The sequence below is a fragment of the Streptomyces filamentosus genome, from assembly GCF_014654895.1.
In the GTDB taxonomy this organism is placed as follows: Bacteria; Actinomycetota; Actinomycetes; order Streptomycetales; family Streptomycetaceae; genus Streptomyces; species Streptomyces filamentosus.
Genome location: NZ_BNBE01000001.1, coordinates 779,203 through 795,396, shown reverse-complemented (window position 1 = coordinate 795,396; position 16,194 = coordinate 779,203). Strand labels below are relative to the sequence as shown.

Below are 16,194 nucleotides of genomic sequence, written 5' to 3'. Positions count from 1 at the left end.
TCAGACGCTCTGCGCGCAGACCGGCGCGACTTCCACGCCGTGCTCCGCGGCCAGTCGGTGCAGGTCCTCCAGCTCGGCCTGCTCGACGTCCGCGAGGTACTCGTCGCCGGTCTCGCGGGCCCGCGTGAGGTCCGACTGCGTGGTCCTGATGCGGTGCAGCAGCCCTGCGGTGAACGCGTCCATGCGCCCCTCCTCGTGGGTCCGGCGGCACGGGGGTGTGCCGGGGTGGGTGGATCACACGCTGCTCGCTCCCGGGGGACGGAAGAGCCGTGGGCGTGCCACATACAGGGCGTGATCGCGGGGTGTGCAGACCTCCTCCCCACCCCTCCGGACGGGGAAACCTCAACTGGCCCGAGAACCAGGTGAATTCTCCGCGCCCCCTTCCGCGCCCCCGATCGCGGGGGCGCCCCCCGGCCGCCCGCGCACTGCCGTCTTACAGCCGGTTTACGCGCGTACGGGGCAGGATGGACACGCACAGTCAGTGCTCAGAATCGCCCACCGGTCCGGCCGGACCGGAGCGCCGAGGGAAGGAAGAACGACGTGCGCGTACTCGTCGTCGAGGACGAGCAGCTGCTCGCCGATGCGGTGGCCACCGGACTGCGCCGGGAGGCCATGGCCGTCGACGTCGTGTACGACGGCGCGGCGGCCCTGGAGCGCGTCGGGGTCAACGACTACGACGTGGTCGTCCTCGACCGCGACCTGCCCCTGGTCCACGGCGACGACGTCTGCCGCAAGATCGTCGAGCTCGGCATGCCCACCCGCATCCTGATGCTCACCGCCTCCGGCGACGTCAGCGACCGCGTCGAGGGCCTGGAGCTGGGCGCCGACGACTACCTCCCCAAGCCCTTCGCCTTCACCGAGCTCACCGCGCGCGTGCGCGCCCTCGGCCGGCGCACCTCGGTGCCGCTGCCGCCCGTCCTGGAGCGCGCCGGCATCAAGCTCGACCCCAACCGCCGCGAGGTCTTCCGGGACGGCCGGGAGGTCCAGCTCGCCCCCAAGGAGTTCGCCGTCCTGGAGGTGCTGATGCGCTCCGAGGGCGCCGTCGTCTCGGCGGAGCAGCTCCTGGAGAAGGCCTGGGACGAGAACACCGACCCGTTCACCAACGTCGTCCGGGTCACCGTCATGACCCTGCGCCGCAAGCTGGGCGAGCCGCCCGTCATCGTCACCGTCCCCGGCTCCGGCTACCGGATCTGACCCGGTGGCCGCGACCCCGGCGCCGCCGCAGGCGCCCCCGAAACCGACCTGGGACCCGCGGGACCCGGTCAGACCCCTGCTCCGGCCGACCATCCGGATACGGCTCACGCTGCTCTACGGCGGCATGTTCCTCATCGCCGGCATCCTGCTGCTGTCGATCATCTACCTCTTCACGGCCCAGGCCCTCAGCAACAGCGCGGCCCAGCTGCCCTTCAAGATCGTCAGGGGTGAGATCCAGCCCACCACCTCGTGGTGCGTGCTGCCCGAGACGGGCACCGGCGAACAGTTCAACGCCGCCGTCTCCGTCTGCCTCCGGCACCAGACCGACCTGGCCCTGGAAGACCTCCTGCGCCGCTCGCTCTTCGCCCTGCTGGGCCTCAGCATCATCGCCTTCGCCTTCGGCTACGCCATGGCCGGCCGGGTGCTCTCGCCGCTCGGCCGGATCACCCGCACCGCCCGCCAGGTGGCCGGCTCCGACCTGGCCCGGCGGATCGAGCTGGACGGCCCGGACGACGAGCTGAAGGAGCTCGCGGACACCTTCGACGAGATGCTGGAGCGCCTGGAGCGGGCCTTCACCGCCCAGCAGCGCTTCGTCGCCAACGCCTCGCACGAGCTGCGCACCCCGCTGGCGATCAACCGCACCCTCCTGGAGGTCCACCTCTCGGACCCCGGGGCTCCGGTGGAGCTCCAGCAGCTCGGCAAGACGCTGCTGGCCACCAACGAGCGCAGCGAGCAGCTCGTCGAGGGCCTGCTGCTGCTCGCCCGCAGCGACAACCAGATCATCGAGCGCAAGCCCGTCGACCTGGCCGAGGTCGCCGAGCGGGCGGTCGACCAGACGCACGCCGAGGCCGTAGCGAAGGGCGTGGAGATCCGCGGCGAGCGGGCCCCCGTCGTCGTCCAGGGCAACGGCGTCCTGCTGGAGCGGATCGCCCTGAACCTGATCCAGAACGCCGTGCGGTACAACGTCCCCGAGGGGGGCTGGGTCGAGGTCACCACGGAGGCCCAGCGCGGCCAGGCGGTGCTCGTGGTGTCCAACACGGGCCCCGTGGTCCCCGCGTACGAGATCGACAACCTCTTCGAGCCGTTCAGAAGGCTCCGCCAGGAGCGGACCGGCAGCGACAAGGGCGTCGGACTCGGCCTGTCGATCGCGCGCTCGGTGGCCAGAGCGCACGGCGGACGTATCGCCGCGGAGCCCCGCGAGGGCGGCGGACTGGTGATGCGCGTCACTCTGCCGATCTGACAGACTGCGGGGGCGGAGGCCGATCTGTTCGCTTTGAGCGGAATTCGACGGCCCCCGTCCCCAGGCGGTCATGTGTGATCGATCACAAGGGCGAGTGCCTGCGGGATCGCGCTCCGTGACCGTGAATTCCGGTGGAAAACCGGGAAAAATCCGGGTTTCCCGGGCCCCGCGCGGCGGAAAGTACACGGGGTGGCGCTCCACGGAAGTACCCCCGGGACCGTGTACGGTCCGCTTCGCCACTCGTACCCGATCACTCGTGAGAGCAGCGGGACGGGTGTCGATTGAGTAACAGACCTTGATGTGAGGCAAAATCTGCGCCTCAGGTCGGGCACAAGTCCGACCTCTCATGCGTTACGTGCGCTGAGACACCCGCAACCACCCAGAGGGGGAGAGCGACATGGCAACGGATTACGACACCCCACGCAAGACCGACGACGACGTCGACTCGGACAGTCTCGAAGAACTCAAGGCTCGCCGGAACGACAAGTCGACCTCCACGGTCGACGTCGACGAGTTCGAGGCCGCCGAGGGCCTGGAGCTCCCGGGCGCCGACCTCTCGAACGAGGAACTGGCCGTCCGGGTCCTGCCCAAGCAGGCCGACGAGTTCACCTGCATGAGCTGCTTCCTCGTGCACCACCGCAGCCAGCTGGCGCGCGAGAAGAACGGCCAGCCGATCTGCCGCGACTGCGACTGAGTCAGGCGCGGCCGTGGCAGGCGACACACCGTCCCGGAAGCGGCGTCTGGGCCTTCCCGTGAGGTCCCGGACGTACAAGGGCGGCACAGGCCCGACAGAGGGCGCCCAGGAGGCACCCGAAGCCGAGCAGGCCGCCCCCCTGCCCTCCCTCGGCACGGCGGACGACGAGCGGGGCCCCACGGCCTCGCTCGAAGCTGCCGCCGGACGGGGCCGGGCACCGCTCCCCGCGGAGCGGGACCCCGAGGGCTCCCCGGAGCCCGCGGAACCGGAGGACCGTGACGGAGACCGTCACGGCAGGCTGGGCGCCGTCAGGCGGCTGGCCAACCCGGCGCGCGCGCAGCTCGACCGCGTCAGGATCGACGCCGCGCGCATCGACGCCGTCCGCCGCGGCGTGGCAGGCGTCAAACAGGGCGTGAAACGGAGCGGAGACGGAGCCAAGGCGGGCATCGGCTATCTGGCCGACCGGCTGATCGACCTGGCCCCGCGCGTCCCCGTCCGCGACCTCGCGACCCTCCGCAAGCAGTTCCCCGGGCTCGGCCCCGAGGAGCTGGCCGACAAGCTGGTCTTCGGCGCGGCCAACGCCAGCTCGACCGTCGGCGCGGGCATCGGCGCCGCCGCCATGCTCCCCGTCCCGCCGGCCATGCCGGCCGAGCTGGCCGCGGAGATCACCGGCGTCGCCGCGATCGAGCTCAAGCTCATCGCCGAGCTCCACGAGGTGTACGGCCTGCGGCCGCCCGGCACCCTGCCCCAGCGCTCGGCCGCCTACCTGGCCTCCTGGGCCGAGGAGCGGGGCATCGACCCCACCAAGCCGACGACGGTCAACGCGGCCCTCGGCGGCCAGCTCAAACGCGAACTGCGCCAGCAGATCATGAAGCGCATGGTCCGCAACCTGCCGAACCTCACCCCCTTCATGGTGGGCGCGGCCGTCGGCGCGGTCATGAACCGGCGCGACACCAAGAAGCTCGCCGGGCACATCCGCAAGGACCTCAGGGCCCGGCAGGTCCCCTGGGACCGGCTCGTGGAGCTGCCCCCGTTGTCACAGCCCGAGAACCCCGAGGAACTGGGCTTCTAGACCGCTCCGGGCCGCCCGGAGCGGCCCCGGACGGACGACCGGATCCGGAGGGGAAGGCACTCACGCGAGTGCCTTCCGCACGGGAGAGGGCTCAGGCCGCCTCCCGCACCGCCTCCACGGCCGCCGCCAGACCTTCCGGGTCCCGGGTCGACAAGTACAGGTACGGCGTCGGGTCCGCCGGATCCGTCACCACGATCCGCACCGCCCGCGGCACGTAGCTCCGCATCAGCATGAAGGCGCGCGGATCGGCCTTGTGCGTGCGCCAGGCGCGCGCCTCCTCCTCGTCGAGGACCTCGACCGTCCCCAGCGCCGACACCGGCACCCGGGCCTCGCCCGCCACCAGCGAACCGGCCACCACCCGGATCCGGGCCGAGCCGTACGAGGACGCCGCCACCCCGGCCGCCACGCCCACCACGATCAGACCGCCCAGCAGCGGCACCGTCCCCAGCGGGAAGGTGATCAGACCGCCGGACAGCGCCAGCAGACAGACGATGACCCACCAGGAACCGGGCACGGCCAGCCGCTCGTCGAAGCGCGGCGCCGCCGGGGACGCGGGAGAACCGGGAGCGGGGGCCCCGGACGGGGGAGTCGGTGCGGAAGGCTGCATGCGTCCAAGCTTGGCACGGCGCGACCGCCGCCCGGCCGCGCGGGTAAGGTCTGCGCCTGTGACTGCAACATCTGCCGCCCTCACCCCGCCGGCCGACGCCGTGGCGCCGACCCGCCACCCGGACGCGCCCGCCCCCGGCGAGCCGCTCGGCTCGCACTACGGGCACTGCTTCGGGTGCGGCGACGGACAGCCCCACGGCCTCCACCTCGACGCCCGCGCGGGCGAGGGCGTGACCGTCACCGCCGAGTTCACCGTGACCCCCGACCACCAGGGCGCCCCCGGGCTCGCCCACGGCGGCGTGCTGGCCACCGCGCTCGACGAGACCCTCGGCTCCCTGAACTGGCTGCTCCGCGTCATCGCCGTGACCGGCCGCCTGGAGACCGACTTCCGCCGGCCCGTGCCCGTCGGCACCGTCCTCCACCTCCAGGGCGAGGTCACCGCCGTCCACGGCCGCAAGATCTACTCGACCGCCACCGGCCGCGTCGGCGGACCCGACGGCCCCGTCGCCGTCCGCGCCGACGCCGTGTTCGTCGAGGTCAAGGTCGAGCACTTCATCGACAACGGCCGGCCGGAGGAGATCGAGGCCGCCATGTCCGACCCCGACCAGGTCCGGCGCGCCCGCGCCTTCGAGGTGAACCCCTGATGCGTGCTCCCGTCGACGTCCTGATCCGCCGGGTCGACCCCGACGTGCCGATCCCGGCCTACGGCCACCCCGGCGACGCCGGCGCCGACCTCGTCACCACCGAGGCCGCCGTCCTCGCCCCCGGAGAGCGCGCCGTGCTGCCCACCGGCGTCTCCCTCGCCCTCCCGGACGGCTACGCCGCCTTCGTCCACCCGCGCTCCGGACTGGCCGCGCGCTGCGGAGTCGCGCTCGTGAATGCCCCGGGGACGGTGGATGCCGGGTACCGTGGAGAGATCAAGGTGATCGTGGTCAATCTCGACCCGCGCGAGAGCGTCCGGTTCGAACGGTTCGACCGGATTGCCCAACTGGTCGTCCAGCAGGTCGAGAAGGTGCGCTTCCACGAGGTGGCGGAGCTTCCCGGCTCGGCGCGGGCCGAGGGGGGCTTCGGGTCCACCGGCGGTCATGCCGCCGTGGACGGCACGACGGGTGGGAATCGATACGCTTCGGTCGTATCCGACCGGGAAGGACAGTGACGTGTTCGGACGTCGCAAGAAGAGCGGTGCCGCCGGTGAGGCGGGCGAGGCCGAGCAGGTCGTCGACGCCGTGGCCGGCGAGGACGCCGCGGACGCGGCCGACCAGCCGCGCAAGGTGAACCTTCCGCCGGCGCCCCGGCCCGACGGGCCCTGGGACATCTCCGAGGTCGCCAAGCCCGAAGAGGGCCGCGTCGACCTCGGCGGCCTCTACGTGCCCGGTGTCGAGGGCATGGAGCTCCGCGTGGAGGTGGCCGGCGACGCGATCGTCGCCGCGACCATCGTGCTGCGCGACAGCGCCGTACAGCTCCAGGCGTTCGCGGCGCCCAAGAAGGAGGGCATCTGGGGCGAGGTCCGCGAGGAGATCGCCACCGGGATCGTCCAGCAGGGCGGCGTGATCGACGAGGTCGAGGGTCCGCTCGGCTGGGAGCTGCGCGCGCAGGTCCCCGTCCAGCTGCCCGACGGCAACCGCGGCGTGCAGATCGTGCGCTTCGTCGGCGTCGACGGCCCGCGCTGGTTCCTGCGCGGCGTCATCTCCGGCCAGGGCGCGGTGCAGCCCGAGGCGGCCGGCCTCCTGGAGCAGATCGTGCGGGACACCGTGGTCACCCGCGGCGAGGGTCCGATGGCGCCCCGCGACCCCATCGTCCTCAAGCTGCCCAACGACGCCCAGATGGTGCCGGACGGCGTGCAGCAGGAGGAGCAGGCCGGGTCCCGCTTCTCCGGCGGCATGGGCCAGCTCCAGCGCGGCCCGGAGATCTCCGAGATCCGCTGACGCGCCCCCGAACCCTTCGGGGCATCAGGTCCGGTGGGCCGCCGGCCGTACGCATCCCGTACGGCCGGCGGCCCACCGGCCTTTTCCGGGGGCGCGCGGCGACCGGCGGCCGAAGGCCCGTACGCGCCCCTGAGAGCGCCCCTCACGGGAACGACGTCCGGAGACCGGGGACGGCCGTCCGGAGACCGGGGTTTCCTCGGGGGTCCGGACCCTGGTCTCGGCGGCGGCGGCCGACCATACTGGCTTGCGCACGTGTTCGAGGAGGGGGAGCGCAGGGTGAGCGAGAACAGCACGCGGTCCGCGACGGCCGTCGCCGAGGGTCCCGCCGCGGGACCGATGATCCGGGTGGAGGGCCTGCGCCGTACCTTCGGCGAGGGCGAGGCCGCCGTCCACGCCCTCAAGGGCGTCTCCTTCGAGATCCCCCGGGGCGAGCTGGTCGCCCTCAAGGGCCGCTCCGGCTCCGGCAAGACCACCCTGCTCAACCTCGTCGGCGGCCTCGACAGCGCCGACGCCGGGCGGATCGTCATCGACGGCACCGACCTCTCCTCCCTCGGCGAGGACGGCCTCCTGGAGCTGCGCCGGGACCGCATCGGCTTCATCTTCCAGTCCTTCGGCCTGCTGCCCATCCTCTCCGCCGCCGAGAACGTCGGCGTCCCCCTGCGGCTGCGCAAGGCGGACCCCGCCGAGCGCGAGGAGCGGGTCGCCCTCCTCCTCGCCCTCGTCGGCCTCGCCGACCACGCGGGCCAGCGCCCCGGCGAGCTCTCCGGAGGCCAGCAGCAGCGCGTCGCCATCGCCCGCGCTCTCGCCAACAGGCCGGCCCTGCTCATCGCCGACGAGCCCACCGGCCAGCTCGACGCCGAGACCGGCCTCGCCGTGATGGAGCTGCTGCGGGCCGTGGTCCGCAGCGAGGGCTGCACCGCGCTCGTCGCCACCCACGACCACCAGCTCCTCGGCCTCGCCGACCGGGTCCTGGAGCTCCGCGACGGCGAGATAACCGAGGGCTGAGGGCCGGGCCCCCGCGGAGGCGCATCAGAATCACGTCAATACCGCACCGGGGTGTTCCTCCGCGTACGGAATGTCCGATCGGCCCGACGTATGGTCGGTCCATGGGACGTGGCAAGCTTCGGATCTACCTCGGCGCGGCGCCCGGCGTGGGCAAGACGTACGCGATGCTCGCCGAGGCCCACCGCAGGGTGGAGCGCGGCACCGACTGCGCCGTCGCCTTCGTCGAGCACCACGGCCGGCCGCGCACCGAGGTGCTGCTGCACGGGCTGGAGACGGTCCCGCGCCGGACCATCGACTACCGGGGCACCTCCTTCACGGAGATGGACGTGGACGCCGTCCTCGCCCGCCGCCCCGCCGTCGCCCTCGTCGACGAGCTCGCCCACACCAACGTCCCCGGCTCCCGCAACCCCAAGCGCTGGCAGGACGTCGAGGAGCTCCTCGCGGCCGGCATCGACGTCGTCTCCACCGTCAACATCCAGCACCTGGAGTCGCTGGGCGACGTCGTGGAGTCGATCACCGGCGTGCGGCAGCAGGAGACGGTCCCCGACGAGGTGGTCCGACGGGCCGACCAGATCGAGCTGGTCGACATGTCGCCGCAGGCGCTGCGCCGCCGCATGGCGCACGGCAACGTCTACAAGCCCGACAAGGTCGACGCGGCCCTCTCCAACTACTTCCGCCCCGGCAACCTCACGGCCCTGCGCGAGCTGGCCCTGCTGTGGACCGCCGACCGGGTCGACGAGTACCTGCGGCAGTACCGGGGCGAGCACAACATCCGCTCCACCTGGCAGGCCCGCGAGCGGATCGTCGTCGGCCTCACCGGCGGACCCGAGGGCCGCACCCTGATACGGCGCGCCACCCGGCTCGCCGAGAAGGGCGCGGGCGGCGAGGTGCTCGCCGTCTACATCTCCCGCAGCGACGGCCTCACCTCGGCCTCGCCGAAGGAGCTGGCGGTCCAGCGGACCCTCGTCGAGGACCTGGGCGGCACCTTCCACCACGTCGTCGGCGACGACATACCGGACGCCCTCCTGGACTTCGCCCGCGGGGTCAACGCCACCCAGATCGTCCTCGGCTCCAGCCGCCGCCGCTCCTGGCAGTACGTCCTCGGCCCCGGCGTCGGCCAGACCGTCGCCCGCGAGTCCGGTCCCGACCTCGACGTCCACATCGTCACCCACGGCGAGGTCGCCAAGGGCCGCGGCCTGCCGGTGGCCCGCGGGGCCCGGCTCGGCCGCGCGCGGATCATCGGCGGCTGGCTCGTCGGCGTCGCCGCCCCGGTCCTCCTCTCCCTGGCCCTCACCCACACCGACGCGGACCTCGGGCTCGCCAACGACATGCTGCTCTTCCTGGCGCTCACCGTGGCCTCCGCGCTGCTCGGCGGGTTCCTGCCGGCGCTCGCCTCGGCCGCCGTCGGCTCGCTGCTGCTCAACTGGTTCTTCACCCCGCCGATCCACCGGATCACCATCGCCGACCCGATGAACATCGTCGCCATCGCGGTCTTCTTCGGCGTCGCCATGGCCGTCGCCTCCGTCGTCGACCTCGCTGCCCGCCGCACCCACCAGGCCGCCCGGCTGCGCGCCGAGTCCGAGGTGCTCTCCTACCTCGCGGGCAGCGTGCTGCGCGGCGAGACCAGCCTCGACGCCCTCCTCGAACGGGTCCGCGAGACCTTCTCCATGGAGTCCGTCGCCCTGCTGGAGCGGGCCGGCGGCACCGAACCCTGGACTCACGCCGCCACCGTCGGCCCCCACCCCGCCCGCCGGCCCGAGGACGCCGACGTGGACATGCCGGTCGGCGACCACCTCGCGCTCGCCCTCAGCGGCCGGGTGCTGCCCGCCGAGGACCGCCGGGTGCTGGGCGCCTTCGCCGCGCAGGCGGCGGTCGTCCTGGACCGGCAGCGGCTGGTCGGGGAGGCGGAGGAGGCCCGCAAGCTGGCCGAGGGCAACAAGATCCGCACCTCCCTGCTCGCCGCCGTCAGCCACGACCTGCGGACCCCGCTGGCCGGCATCAAGGCGTCCGTCTCCTCGCTGCGCTCCGACGACGTCGAGTGGTCCGAGGAGGACCGCGCCGAGCTCCTCGAAGGCATCGAGGCCGGCGCCGACCGGCTCGACCACCTCGTCGGCAACCTCCTCGACATGTCGCGCCTCCAGACCGGCACCGTCACCCCGCTCATCCGCGCCGTCGACCTCGACGAGGTCGTCCCCATGGCCCTGGGCGGGGTCCCCGACGGCAGCGCCGAGGCCGACGTGCCCGAGACCCTGCCCATGGTCCAGGTCGACAAGGGACTGCTCGAACGGGCCGTGGCCAACATCGTCGAGAACGCCGTGAAGTACAGCCCCGACGGCGTGCCCGTCGCCGTCGCCGCCAGTGCCCTCGGCGACCGCGTCGAGCTGCGGGTGGTGGACCGCGGCCCCGGCGTCCCGGACGAGTCCAAGGACGGCATCTTCGAGCCCTTCCAGCGCTTCGGGGACGCCCCGCGCGGCTCCGGCGTCGGCCTCGGCCTCGCGGTCGCCCGCGGCTTCGTGGAGGCCATGGGCGGCACGATCAGCGCCGAGGACACCCCCGGCGGGGGACTGACCATGGTCCTCACGCTGCGGGCCGCCCTCGGCGGCGCCCCGCCCCCGGCCGACCTGCCGGCCCACGCGGTGACCTGACCCCGCGTCCCGCCCCGCACCCGCACCCCGTCCCGTACAGCAGAAGGAAGGCCCCCGACATGACCCGGGTCCTCGTGGTCGACGACGAGCCACAGATCGTCCGCGCCCTGGTGATCAACCTCAAGGCACGGAAGTACGAGGTCGACTCGGCCCCCGACGGCGCCACCGCCCTCAAGCTCGCCGCCGAACGCCACCCCGACGTCGTCGTCCTCGACCTCGGCCTGCCCGACATCGACGGCGTCGAGGTCATCCGGGGACTGCGCGGCTGGACCCGCGTCCCGATCATCGTCCTCTCCGCCCGGCACACCTCCGACGAGAAGGTCGAGGCGCTCGACGCGGGCGCCGACGACTACGTCACCAAGCCCTTCGGCATGGACGAGCTCCTCGCCCGGCTGCGCGCCGCCGTCCGCCGCGCCGAGCCCGTCGGCGGCGCCGAGGACGGCGTCGTCGTGGTCGAGGCCGACGGCTTCACCGTCGACCTCGCCGCCAAGAAGGTCCACCGCGACGGGCGGGACGTCCGGCTCACCCCCACCGAGTGGCACCTCCTGGAGGTCCTGGTCCGCAACGGCGGCCGGCTGGTCAGCCAGAAGCAGCTCCTCCAGGAGGTCTGGGGCCCCTCCTACGGCACCGAGACCAACTACCTCCGGGTCTACATGGCGCAGCTGCGCCGCAAGCTGGAGGCCGACCCCTCCCACCCCCGCCACTTCGTCACCGAACCCGGCATGGGGTACCGCTTCGAACGTTGAACCGGGCAGCCTCCGGGCGGAGCCGGGGCCGGTACGCTTTCGGTATGAGTGCTGCACCCCGTACCGAGAAGCCGGCAGGCCGGTTCCGCCGGATGCTCGACCGGCTCTCCTCCTCGCCGGAGGACCTGGAGTCGGAGGAGCTCCAGGAGGACACGGCGGCCTCGGGCTGCACGCGGATCTCCGACTGCTCCGACCGCCAGATAGTCAAGGTGACTGGTACCTTGCGCACGGTCACGCTGCGTCCCCGGGCCGGCGTCCCCGCCCTGGAGGCCGAACTGTTCGACGGCACGGCGCCGCTCGACGTCGTGTGGCTGGGCAGGCGCTCCATCGTGGGCATCGAGCCGGGCCGCAAGCTGATCGCCTCCGGCCGCATCTCCATGAGCCACGGCCGGCGGGTCCTCTTCAACCCCAAATACGAGCTCCGACCGCTCGGACAGGAGTAGCCGGTGACGTCCGTCGACAAGCCGCCCACCGCACCGCCGACCCCGGACCAGAACGCCCGGACCGACAAGGCGGTGACCGAGGCCGCGCTCTTCGAGGCGTTCGGCGGCGTCCGGGGGATGGTCGAGACGGTCCTGCCCGGACTGCTCTTCGTCACGATCTACACGATCAACAAGGACCTGCACGGCTCGGCCATCGCCGCGCTCGCCGTCTCCCTCGTCCTCGTCGCCGTCCGGCTCATCCGCCGCGACACCGTCAAGCACGCCTTCAGCGGCGTCTTCGGCGTCGCCTTCGGCGTCGTCTTCGCGATGATGACCGGCAACGCCAAGGACTTCTACCTCCCCGGCATGCTGTACACGCTGGGCCTCGCCCTCGCGTACCTCGTCACCACCTTCGCCGGCGTCCCGCTGATCGGCCTCATCCTCGGCCCGGTCTTCAAGGAGAACCTCTCCTGGCGGACCCGGAACCCCGGCCGGAAGAAGGCCTATGCCAAGGCCAGCATGGCCTGGGGCCTCATCCTGCTCGCCAAGTGCGCGATCCTCTTCCCGCTCTACTGGTGGGCCGACACCACCCAGTTCGGCTGGGTCCTCGTCGCCCTGAAGATCCCGCCCTTCCTGCTCGCGGTCTACCTCACCTGGGTCTTCCTCGCCAAGGCGCCGCCGCCGATCGACGTCTTCGCCGAGATGGAGGCGGAGGAGAAGGCCGAGAAGGAGCGCGAGGCCGCCGCCCGCGCCGCCCGAGGCCAGGACCAGGAGCCGGGGGCGTGAACCCCGCACGACGCGGGCCGGGGGTGTGACGGTCCGCACGACGCGGGCCGAAGCGTGACGGCCCGCACCATGCGCGCGGGGGCGTGACGGTTCGCACGACGCGCGCGGAGACGTACGGAGAAGGGCCCGGGACCAGCACTGGTCCCGGGCCCTTCCGCGTACCGCACGGCGCTACTCGGCCGGCTCCCTGCGCACCTGGAGCAGCTCCTCCAGCTGCTCCTCGCGCGCCTGCGCCGCCACGAACAGCAGCTCGTCGCCGGCCTCCAGGGTCTCCTCGGGGCCCGGCGTCAGCACCCGCGAACCGCGGATGATCGTCACCAGCGAGGTGTCCTGCGGCCAGGCGACCTCGCCCACCTGCGTACCGGCCACCGCCGACTCCGGCGGCAGCGTCAGCTCCACCAGGTTGGCGTCGCCGTGGCTGAAGCGGAGCAGCCGGACCAGGTCGCCGACGCTCACCGCCTCCTCCACCAGGGCCGACATCAGACGCGGGGTGGAGACGGCCACGTCCACGCCCCACGCCTCGTTGAACAGCCACTCGTTCTTCGGGTTGTTCACCCGGGCGACCACCCGCGGCACGCCGTACTCGGTCTTCGCGAGCAGCGAGACGACCAGGTTCACCTTGTCGTCGCCGGTGGCCGCGATGACCACGTTGCAGCGCTGGAGCGCCGCCTCGTCCAGCGAGGTGATCTCACAGGCGTCGGCGAGCAGCCACTCCGCCTGCGGCACCCGCTCCACCGAGATGGCGGTCGGCGCCTTGTCGATGAGCAGGACCTCGTGGCCGTTCTCCAGGAGTTCGCCGGCGATGGAACGGCCCACCGCGCCCGCGCCCGCAATCGCGACCCGCATCAGTGACCGCCCTCCTCGGGGCCCTCGGCGAACGCCGCCTCGACCTTCGTGATCTCGTCCACGCGCATCATCACGTGCACCAGGTCCCCCTCCTGGAGGACCGTCTGCGAGGTGGGGATGATCGCCTCGCCCAGCCGGGTGAGGAAGGCGACCCGCACACCGGTCTCGTCCTGGAGCCGGCTGATCTTGTGGCCGATCCACGCCGGGGAGGTGTGCACCTCGGCGAGCTGGACGCCCCCGCTCGGGTCGCTCCACAGCGGCTCCGCGCCCGAGGGCAGCAGCCGGCGCAGCATCTGGTCGGCGGTCCAGCGGACCGTCGCCACCGTCGGGATGCCCAGGCGCTGGTAGACCTCGGCACGCCGGGGGTCGTAGATCCGCGCGGCCACGTTCTCGATGCCGAACATCTCGCGCGCGACCCGCGCCGCGATGATGTTGGAGTTGTCGCCGCTGCTCACCGCGGCGAAGGCACCGGCCTCCTCGATCCCCGCCTCGCGCAGCGTGTCCTGGTCGAAGCCCACCCCGGTGACGCGCCGGCCACCGAAGCCGGAGCCCAGGCGGCGGAAAGCCGTCGGGTCCTGGTCGACGACGGCGACCGTGTGGCCCTGCTGTTCCAGGGTCTGCGCGAGAGCGGCTCCCACTCGCCCGCAGCCCATGATGACGATGTGCACGTCCCCTTACCCCGCACTCCTGATCGCCTTGCTGACCTGCGAAAACACCCTGCTCACAACTTTCCTCGCCCGATCGGCCCGGGCTGTGGCGGGCAACGCCCTGCCGGGTTGCCCGGTCCGAGCTTAAGCGGCAACGCTGGCCGGGACCGCATCCGAGGTGATACTCAGGGAGATTCGGTGCCGATCGGGGGTGCCGGTGCGCGTGGCTCTTTTCGAACGCTTACGATCCTCTCCGTGTCCAAACTGACCGACGTGCCCAAACGGATCCTGATCGGGCGGGCCCTGCGCAGCGACAAGCTCGGGGAGACCCTCCTCTCCAAGCGGATCGCCCTCCCCGTCTTCGCCTCCGACCCCCTGTCGTCGGTGGCGTACGCACCGGGCGAGGTCCTCCTCGTCCTCTCCGCCGCCGGTCTGTCGGCCTACCACTTCAGCCCCTGGATCGCGCTCGCGGTCGTCGTCCTCATGTTCACGGTCGTCGCCTCCTACCGGCAGAACGTGCACGCGTACCCGAGCGGCGGCGGCGACTACGAGGTCGCGACCACCAACCTCGGGCCGAAGGCCGGACTCACCGTCGCGAGCGCCCTGCTCGTCGACTACGTCCTCACCGTCGCCGTGTCGATCTCCTCCGGCATCGAGAACCTCGGCTCCGCGATCCCCTTCGTCGTCGAGCACAAGGTGGCCTGCGCCGTCGGCGTGATCCTCCTCCTCACCGTGATGAACCTCCGGGGAGTCAAGGAGTCCGGCAGCCTCTTCGCCGTCCCGACGTACGTCTTCGTCTTCGGCGTCTTCTGCATGATCGCCTGGGGCGCCTGGCGCGGCCTCGTCCTCGACGACACCATGAAGGCCCCCACCGCCGACTTCGAGATCAAGCCGGAGCACCCGGGACTCGCGGGCTTCGCCCTGGTCTTCCTGCTGCTGCGCGCCTTCTCCTCCGGCTGTGCCGCCCTCACCGGCGTCGAGGCCATCTCCAACGGCGTCCCCGCCTTCCGCAAGCCGAAGTCGAAGAACGCCGCCACCACCCTCGCGCTCATGGGCGGCCTCGCCGTCACCATGTTCTGCGGCATCATCTTCCTCGCCCAGGCGACCGACGTCCGGATGGCCGAGAAGCCCACCGAGGACCTGCTGGTGAACGGCGTCCCGGTCGGCGAGGGCTACGTCCAGGACCCGGTCATCTCGCAGGTCGCCGCCGCCGTCTTCGGCGACGGGACGTTCTTCTTCGTCCTGCTGGCCGCCGCCACCGCGCTCGTCCTCTTCCTGGCCGCCAACACGGCGTACAACGGCTTCCCGCTCCTCGGCTCGATCCTCGCCCAGGACCGCTACCTGCCGCGCCAGCTGCACACCCGCGGCGACCGCCTCGCCTTCTCCAACGGCATCGTGCTCCTCGCCGGCGCCGCCGCGCTCCTCGTCGTGATCTACGGCGCCGACTCCACCCGCCTCATCCAGCTCTACATCGTCGGCGTCTTCGTCTCCTTCACGCTCAGCCAGATCGGCATGGTCCGGCACTGGAACCGGCACCTGAAGACGGAGAAGGACCCGGCCAAGCGCCGCCACATGATCCGCTCCCGCGCGATCAACGCCTTCGGCGCCTTCTTCACCGGCCTCGTCCTCGTCGTCGTCCTCGCCACCAAGTTCACCCACGGCGCCTGGGTCGCCCTGCTCGGCATGGTGATCTTCTACGTGACGATGACCGCGATCCGCCGCCACTACGACTCCGTCGCCGCCGAGATCGCCGCCGCCGAGGAACGCCCCGACGAGTACGTCCGCCCCTCCCGGGTCCGCTCCGTCGTCCTCGTCTCCAAGCTCCACAAGCCCACCCTCCGGGCCCTCGCCTACGCCAAGCTCATGCACGCCAACGAGCTGGAGGCGCTCACCGTCAACGTCGACCCGACGGAGACGAAGCAGCTGAAGGAGGAGTGGGAGCGGCGCGGCATCAACGTCCCGCTGAAGATCCTCGACTCCCCGTACCGCGAGATCACCCGCCCGGTCATCGAGTACGTCAAGAACCTGCGGCAGGAGAGCCCGCGCGACGCCGTCTCGGTCTACATCCCCGAGTACGTCGTCGGCCACTGGTACGAGCACCTGCTCCACAACCAGTCCGCGCTCCGCCTCAAGGGCCGGCTCCTCTTCACCCCCGGCGTCATGGTGACCTCGGTGCCGTACCAGCTGGAGTCCTCCGAGGCCGCGAAGAAGCGGGCGCGCAGACGCCAGGACTGGAACGCGCCGGGCTCCGTCCGCCGGGGTCCCGTCGAGAAGGCCAAGAAGGAACCGACCGGCAAGAGCAACTAGACTGGTGGGCTGCTGTGCGAACAGCGGCCCACCTTTCCTTTCCCACCCATCCCTTCCCG

General features: G+C 72.2%; 17 protein-coding genes. 13 read left to right on the top strand and 4 right to left on the bottom strand.

Going from position 1 to position 16,194, the window contains the following annotated elements:
- Complete coding sequence (locus IE326_RS03440; protein WP_030753581.1) at positions 1–183, bottom strand: hypothetical protein; 183 nt, start codon at positions 181–183, stop codon at positions 1–3.
- A gap of 357 nt (positions 184–540) precedes the next feature.
- Between IE326_RS03440 and IE326_RS03435 the strand changes: the two genes are divergently transcribed.
- The 4 genes from IE326_RS03435 (at position 541) to IE326_RS03420 (ending at position 4,200) form a co-directional block, all read left to right on the top strand.
- Positions 541–1,194: a response regulator transcription factor gene (locus IE326_RS03435; protein WP_030496297.1), complete on the top strand. Its 654-nt coding sequence runs from the start codon at positions 541–543 to the stop codon at positions 1,192–1,194.
- Positions 1,195–1,198: 4 nt separating this feature from the next.
- Positions 1,199–2,434: a sensor histidine kinase gene (locus tag IE326_RS03430; RefSeq protein WP_150236039.1), complete on the top strand. Its 1,236-nt coding sequence runs from the start codon at positions 1,199–1,201 to the stop codon at positions 2,432–2,434.
- 397 nt (positions 2,435–2,831) lie between these two features.
- Entirely contained in the window at positions 2,832–3,128 is a 297-nt protein-coding gene (locus IE326_RS03425; RefSeq protein WP_003955561.1) for a DUF4193 domain-containing protein, read from the top strand.
- A 13-nt stretch (positions 3,129–3,141) separates the two neighbouring features.
- Positions 3,142–4,200: a hypothetical protein gene (locus IE326_RS03420; RefSeq protein WP_190040782.1), complete on the top strand. Its 1,059-nt coding sequence runs from the start codon at positions 3,142–3,144 to the stop codon at positions 4,198–4,200.
- A gap of 91 nt (positions 4,201–4,291) precedes the next feature.
- Here the strand turns inward: IE326_RS03420 and IE326_RS03415 are convergent, their stop codons facing one another.
- A complete protein-coding gene (locus IE326_RS03415; protein ID WP_150236037.1) occupies positions 4,292–4,807 on the bottom strand; it encodes a DUF3093 domain-containing protein in 516 nt (171 codons plus the stop codon).
- A 58-nt stretch (positions 4,808–4,865) separates the two neighbouring features.
- On the opposite strand from IE326_RS03415, the gene IE326_RS03410 reads away from it, so the two are divergent.
- From IE326_RS03410 to IE326_RS03375, 8 genes are all read left to right on the top strand, one after another.
- Positions 4,866–5,450 (top strand): PaaI family thioesterase, encoded by a 585-nt coding sequence (locus IE326_RS03410; RefSeq protein ID WP_150236036.1) that lies wholly within the window; start codon positions 4,866–4,868, stop codon positions 5,448–5,450.
- Positions 5,450–5,962 carry a dUTP diphosphatase gene (gene dut / locus IE326_RS03405; RefSeq protein ID WP_030753564.1) on the top strand — a complete coding sequence of 171 codons (513 nt, stop codon included), beginning with the start codon at positions 5,450–5,452 and terminating at the stop codon, positions 5,960–5,962. Before IE326_RS03410 ends, dut begins: the two co-directional genes overlap by 1 nt.
- Position 5,963: 1 nt before the next feature.
- On the top strand, positions 5,964–6,731 hold the full coding sequence (locus tag IE326_RS03400; RefSeq protein ID WP_150236035.1) for a DUF3710 domain-containing protein: 768 nt from the start codon (positions 5,964–5,966) through the stop codon (positions 6,729–6,731).
- 336 nt (positions 6,732–7,067) lie between these two features.
- Complete coding sequence (locus tag IE326_RS03395; RefSeq protein ID WP_150236305.1) at positions 7,068–7,736, top strand: ABC transporter ATP-binding protein; 669 nt, start codon at positions 7,068–7,070, stop codon at positions 7,734–7,736.
- A gap of 101 nt (positions 7,737–7,837) precedes the next feature.
- A complete protein-coding gene (locus tag IE326_RS03390) occupies positions 7,838–10,381 on the top strand; it encodes an ATP-binding protein (RefSeq protein WP_190040781.1) in 2,544 nt (847 codons plus the stop codon).
- A gap of 59 nt (positions 10,382–10,440) precedes the next feature.
- Positions 10,441–11,127: a response regulator gene (locus tag IE326_RS03385; protein WP_030753551.1), complete on the top strand. Its 687-nt coding sequence runs from the start codon at positions 10,441–10,443 to the stop codon at positions 11,125–11,127.
- 44 nt (positions 11,128–11,171) lie between these two features.
- Positions 11,172–11,570 carry an OB-fold nucleic acid binding domain-containing protein gene (locus IE326_RS03380; RefSeq protein ID WP_078955232.1) on the top strand — a complete coding sequence of 133 codons (399 nt, stop codon included), beginning with the start codon at positions 11,172–11,174 and terminating at the stop codon, positions 11,568–11,570.
- Between the two features lie 3 nt (positions 11,571–11,573).
- Complete coding sequence (locus IE326_RS03375) at positions 11,574–12,335, top strand: DUF3159 domain-containing protein (protein WP_150236033.1); 762 nt, start codon at positions 11,574–11,576, stop codon at positions 12,333–12,335.
- Positions 12,336–12,506: 171 nt separating this feature from the next.
- On the opposite strand, the gene IE326_RS03370 is transcribed toward IE326_RS03375, so the two are convergent.
- On the bottom strand, positions 12,507–13,181 hold the full coding sequence (locus IE326_RS03370; protein WP_030753545.1) for a potassium channel family protein: 675 nt from the start codon (positions 13,179–13,181) through the stop codon (positions 12,507–12,509).
- A complete protein-coding gene (locus tag IE326_RS03365) occupies positions 13,181–13,849 on the bottom strand; it encodes a potassium channel family protein (protein WP_030496284.1) in 669 nt (222 codons plus the stop codon). The genes IE326_RS03370 and IE326_RS03365 overlap by 1 nt, the downstream gene beginning before the upstream one ends.
- 234 nt (positions 13,850–14,083) lie before the next feature.
- Between IE326_RS03365 and IE326_RS03360 the strand changes: the two genes are divergently transcribed.
- On the top strand, positions 14,084–16,135 hold the full coding sequence (locus IE326_RS03360) for an APC family permease (protein WP_190040780.1): 2,052 nt from the start codon (positions 14,084–14,086) through the stop codon (positions 16,133–16,135).
- The last annotated feature ends 59 nt before the right edge of the window (positions 16,136–16,194 follow it).

Coding starts and splice junctions, on each gene's coding strand:
- IE326_RS03440 (WP_030753581.1), bottom strand. CDS start 183: ATGGACGCGTTCACCGCAGGGCTGCTGCACCGCATCAGGACCACGCAG.
- IE326_RS03425 (WP_003955561.1), top strand. CDS start 2,832: ATGGCAACGGATTACGACACCCCACGCAAGACCGACGACGACGTCGAC.
- IE326_RS03415 (WP_150236037.1), bottom strand. CDS start 4,807: ATGCAGCCTTCCGCACCGACTCCCCCGTCCGGGGCCCCCGCTCCCGGT.
- dut (WP_030753564.1), top strand. CDS start 5,450: ATGCGTGCTCCCGTCGACGTCCTGATCCGCCGGGTCGACCCCGACGTG.
- IE326_RS03395 (WP_150236305.1), top strand. CDS start 7,068: ATGATCCGGGTGGAGGGCCTGCGCCGTACCTTCGGCGAGGGCGAGGCC.
- IE326_RS03390 (WP_190040781.1), top strand. CDS start 7,838: ATGGGACGTGGCAAGCTTCGGATCTACCTCGGCGCGGCGCCCGGCGTG.
- IE326_RS03385 (WP_030753551.1), top strand. CDS start 10,441: ATGACCCGGGTCCTCGTGGTCGACGACGAGCCACAGATCGTCCGCGCC.
- IE326_RS03380 (WP_078955232.1), top strand. CDS start 11,172: ATGAGTGCTGCACCCCGTACCGAGAAGCCGGCAGGCCGGTTCCGCCGG.
- IE326_RS03370 (WP_030753545.1), bottom strand. CDS start 13,181: ATGCGGGTCGCGATTGCGGGCGCGGGCGCGGTGGGCCGTTCCATCGCC.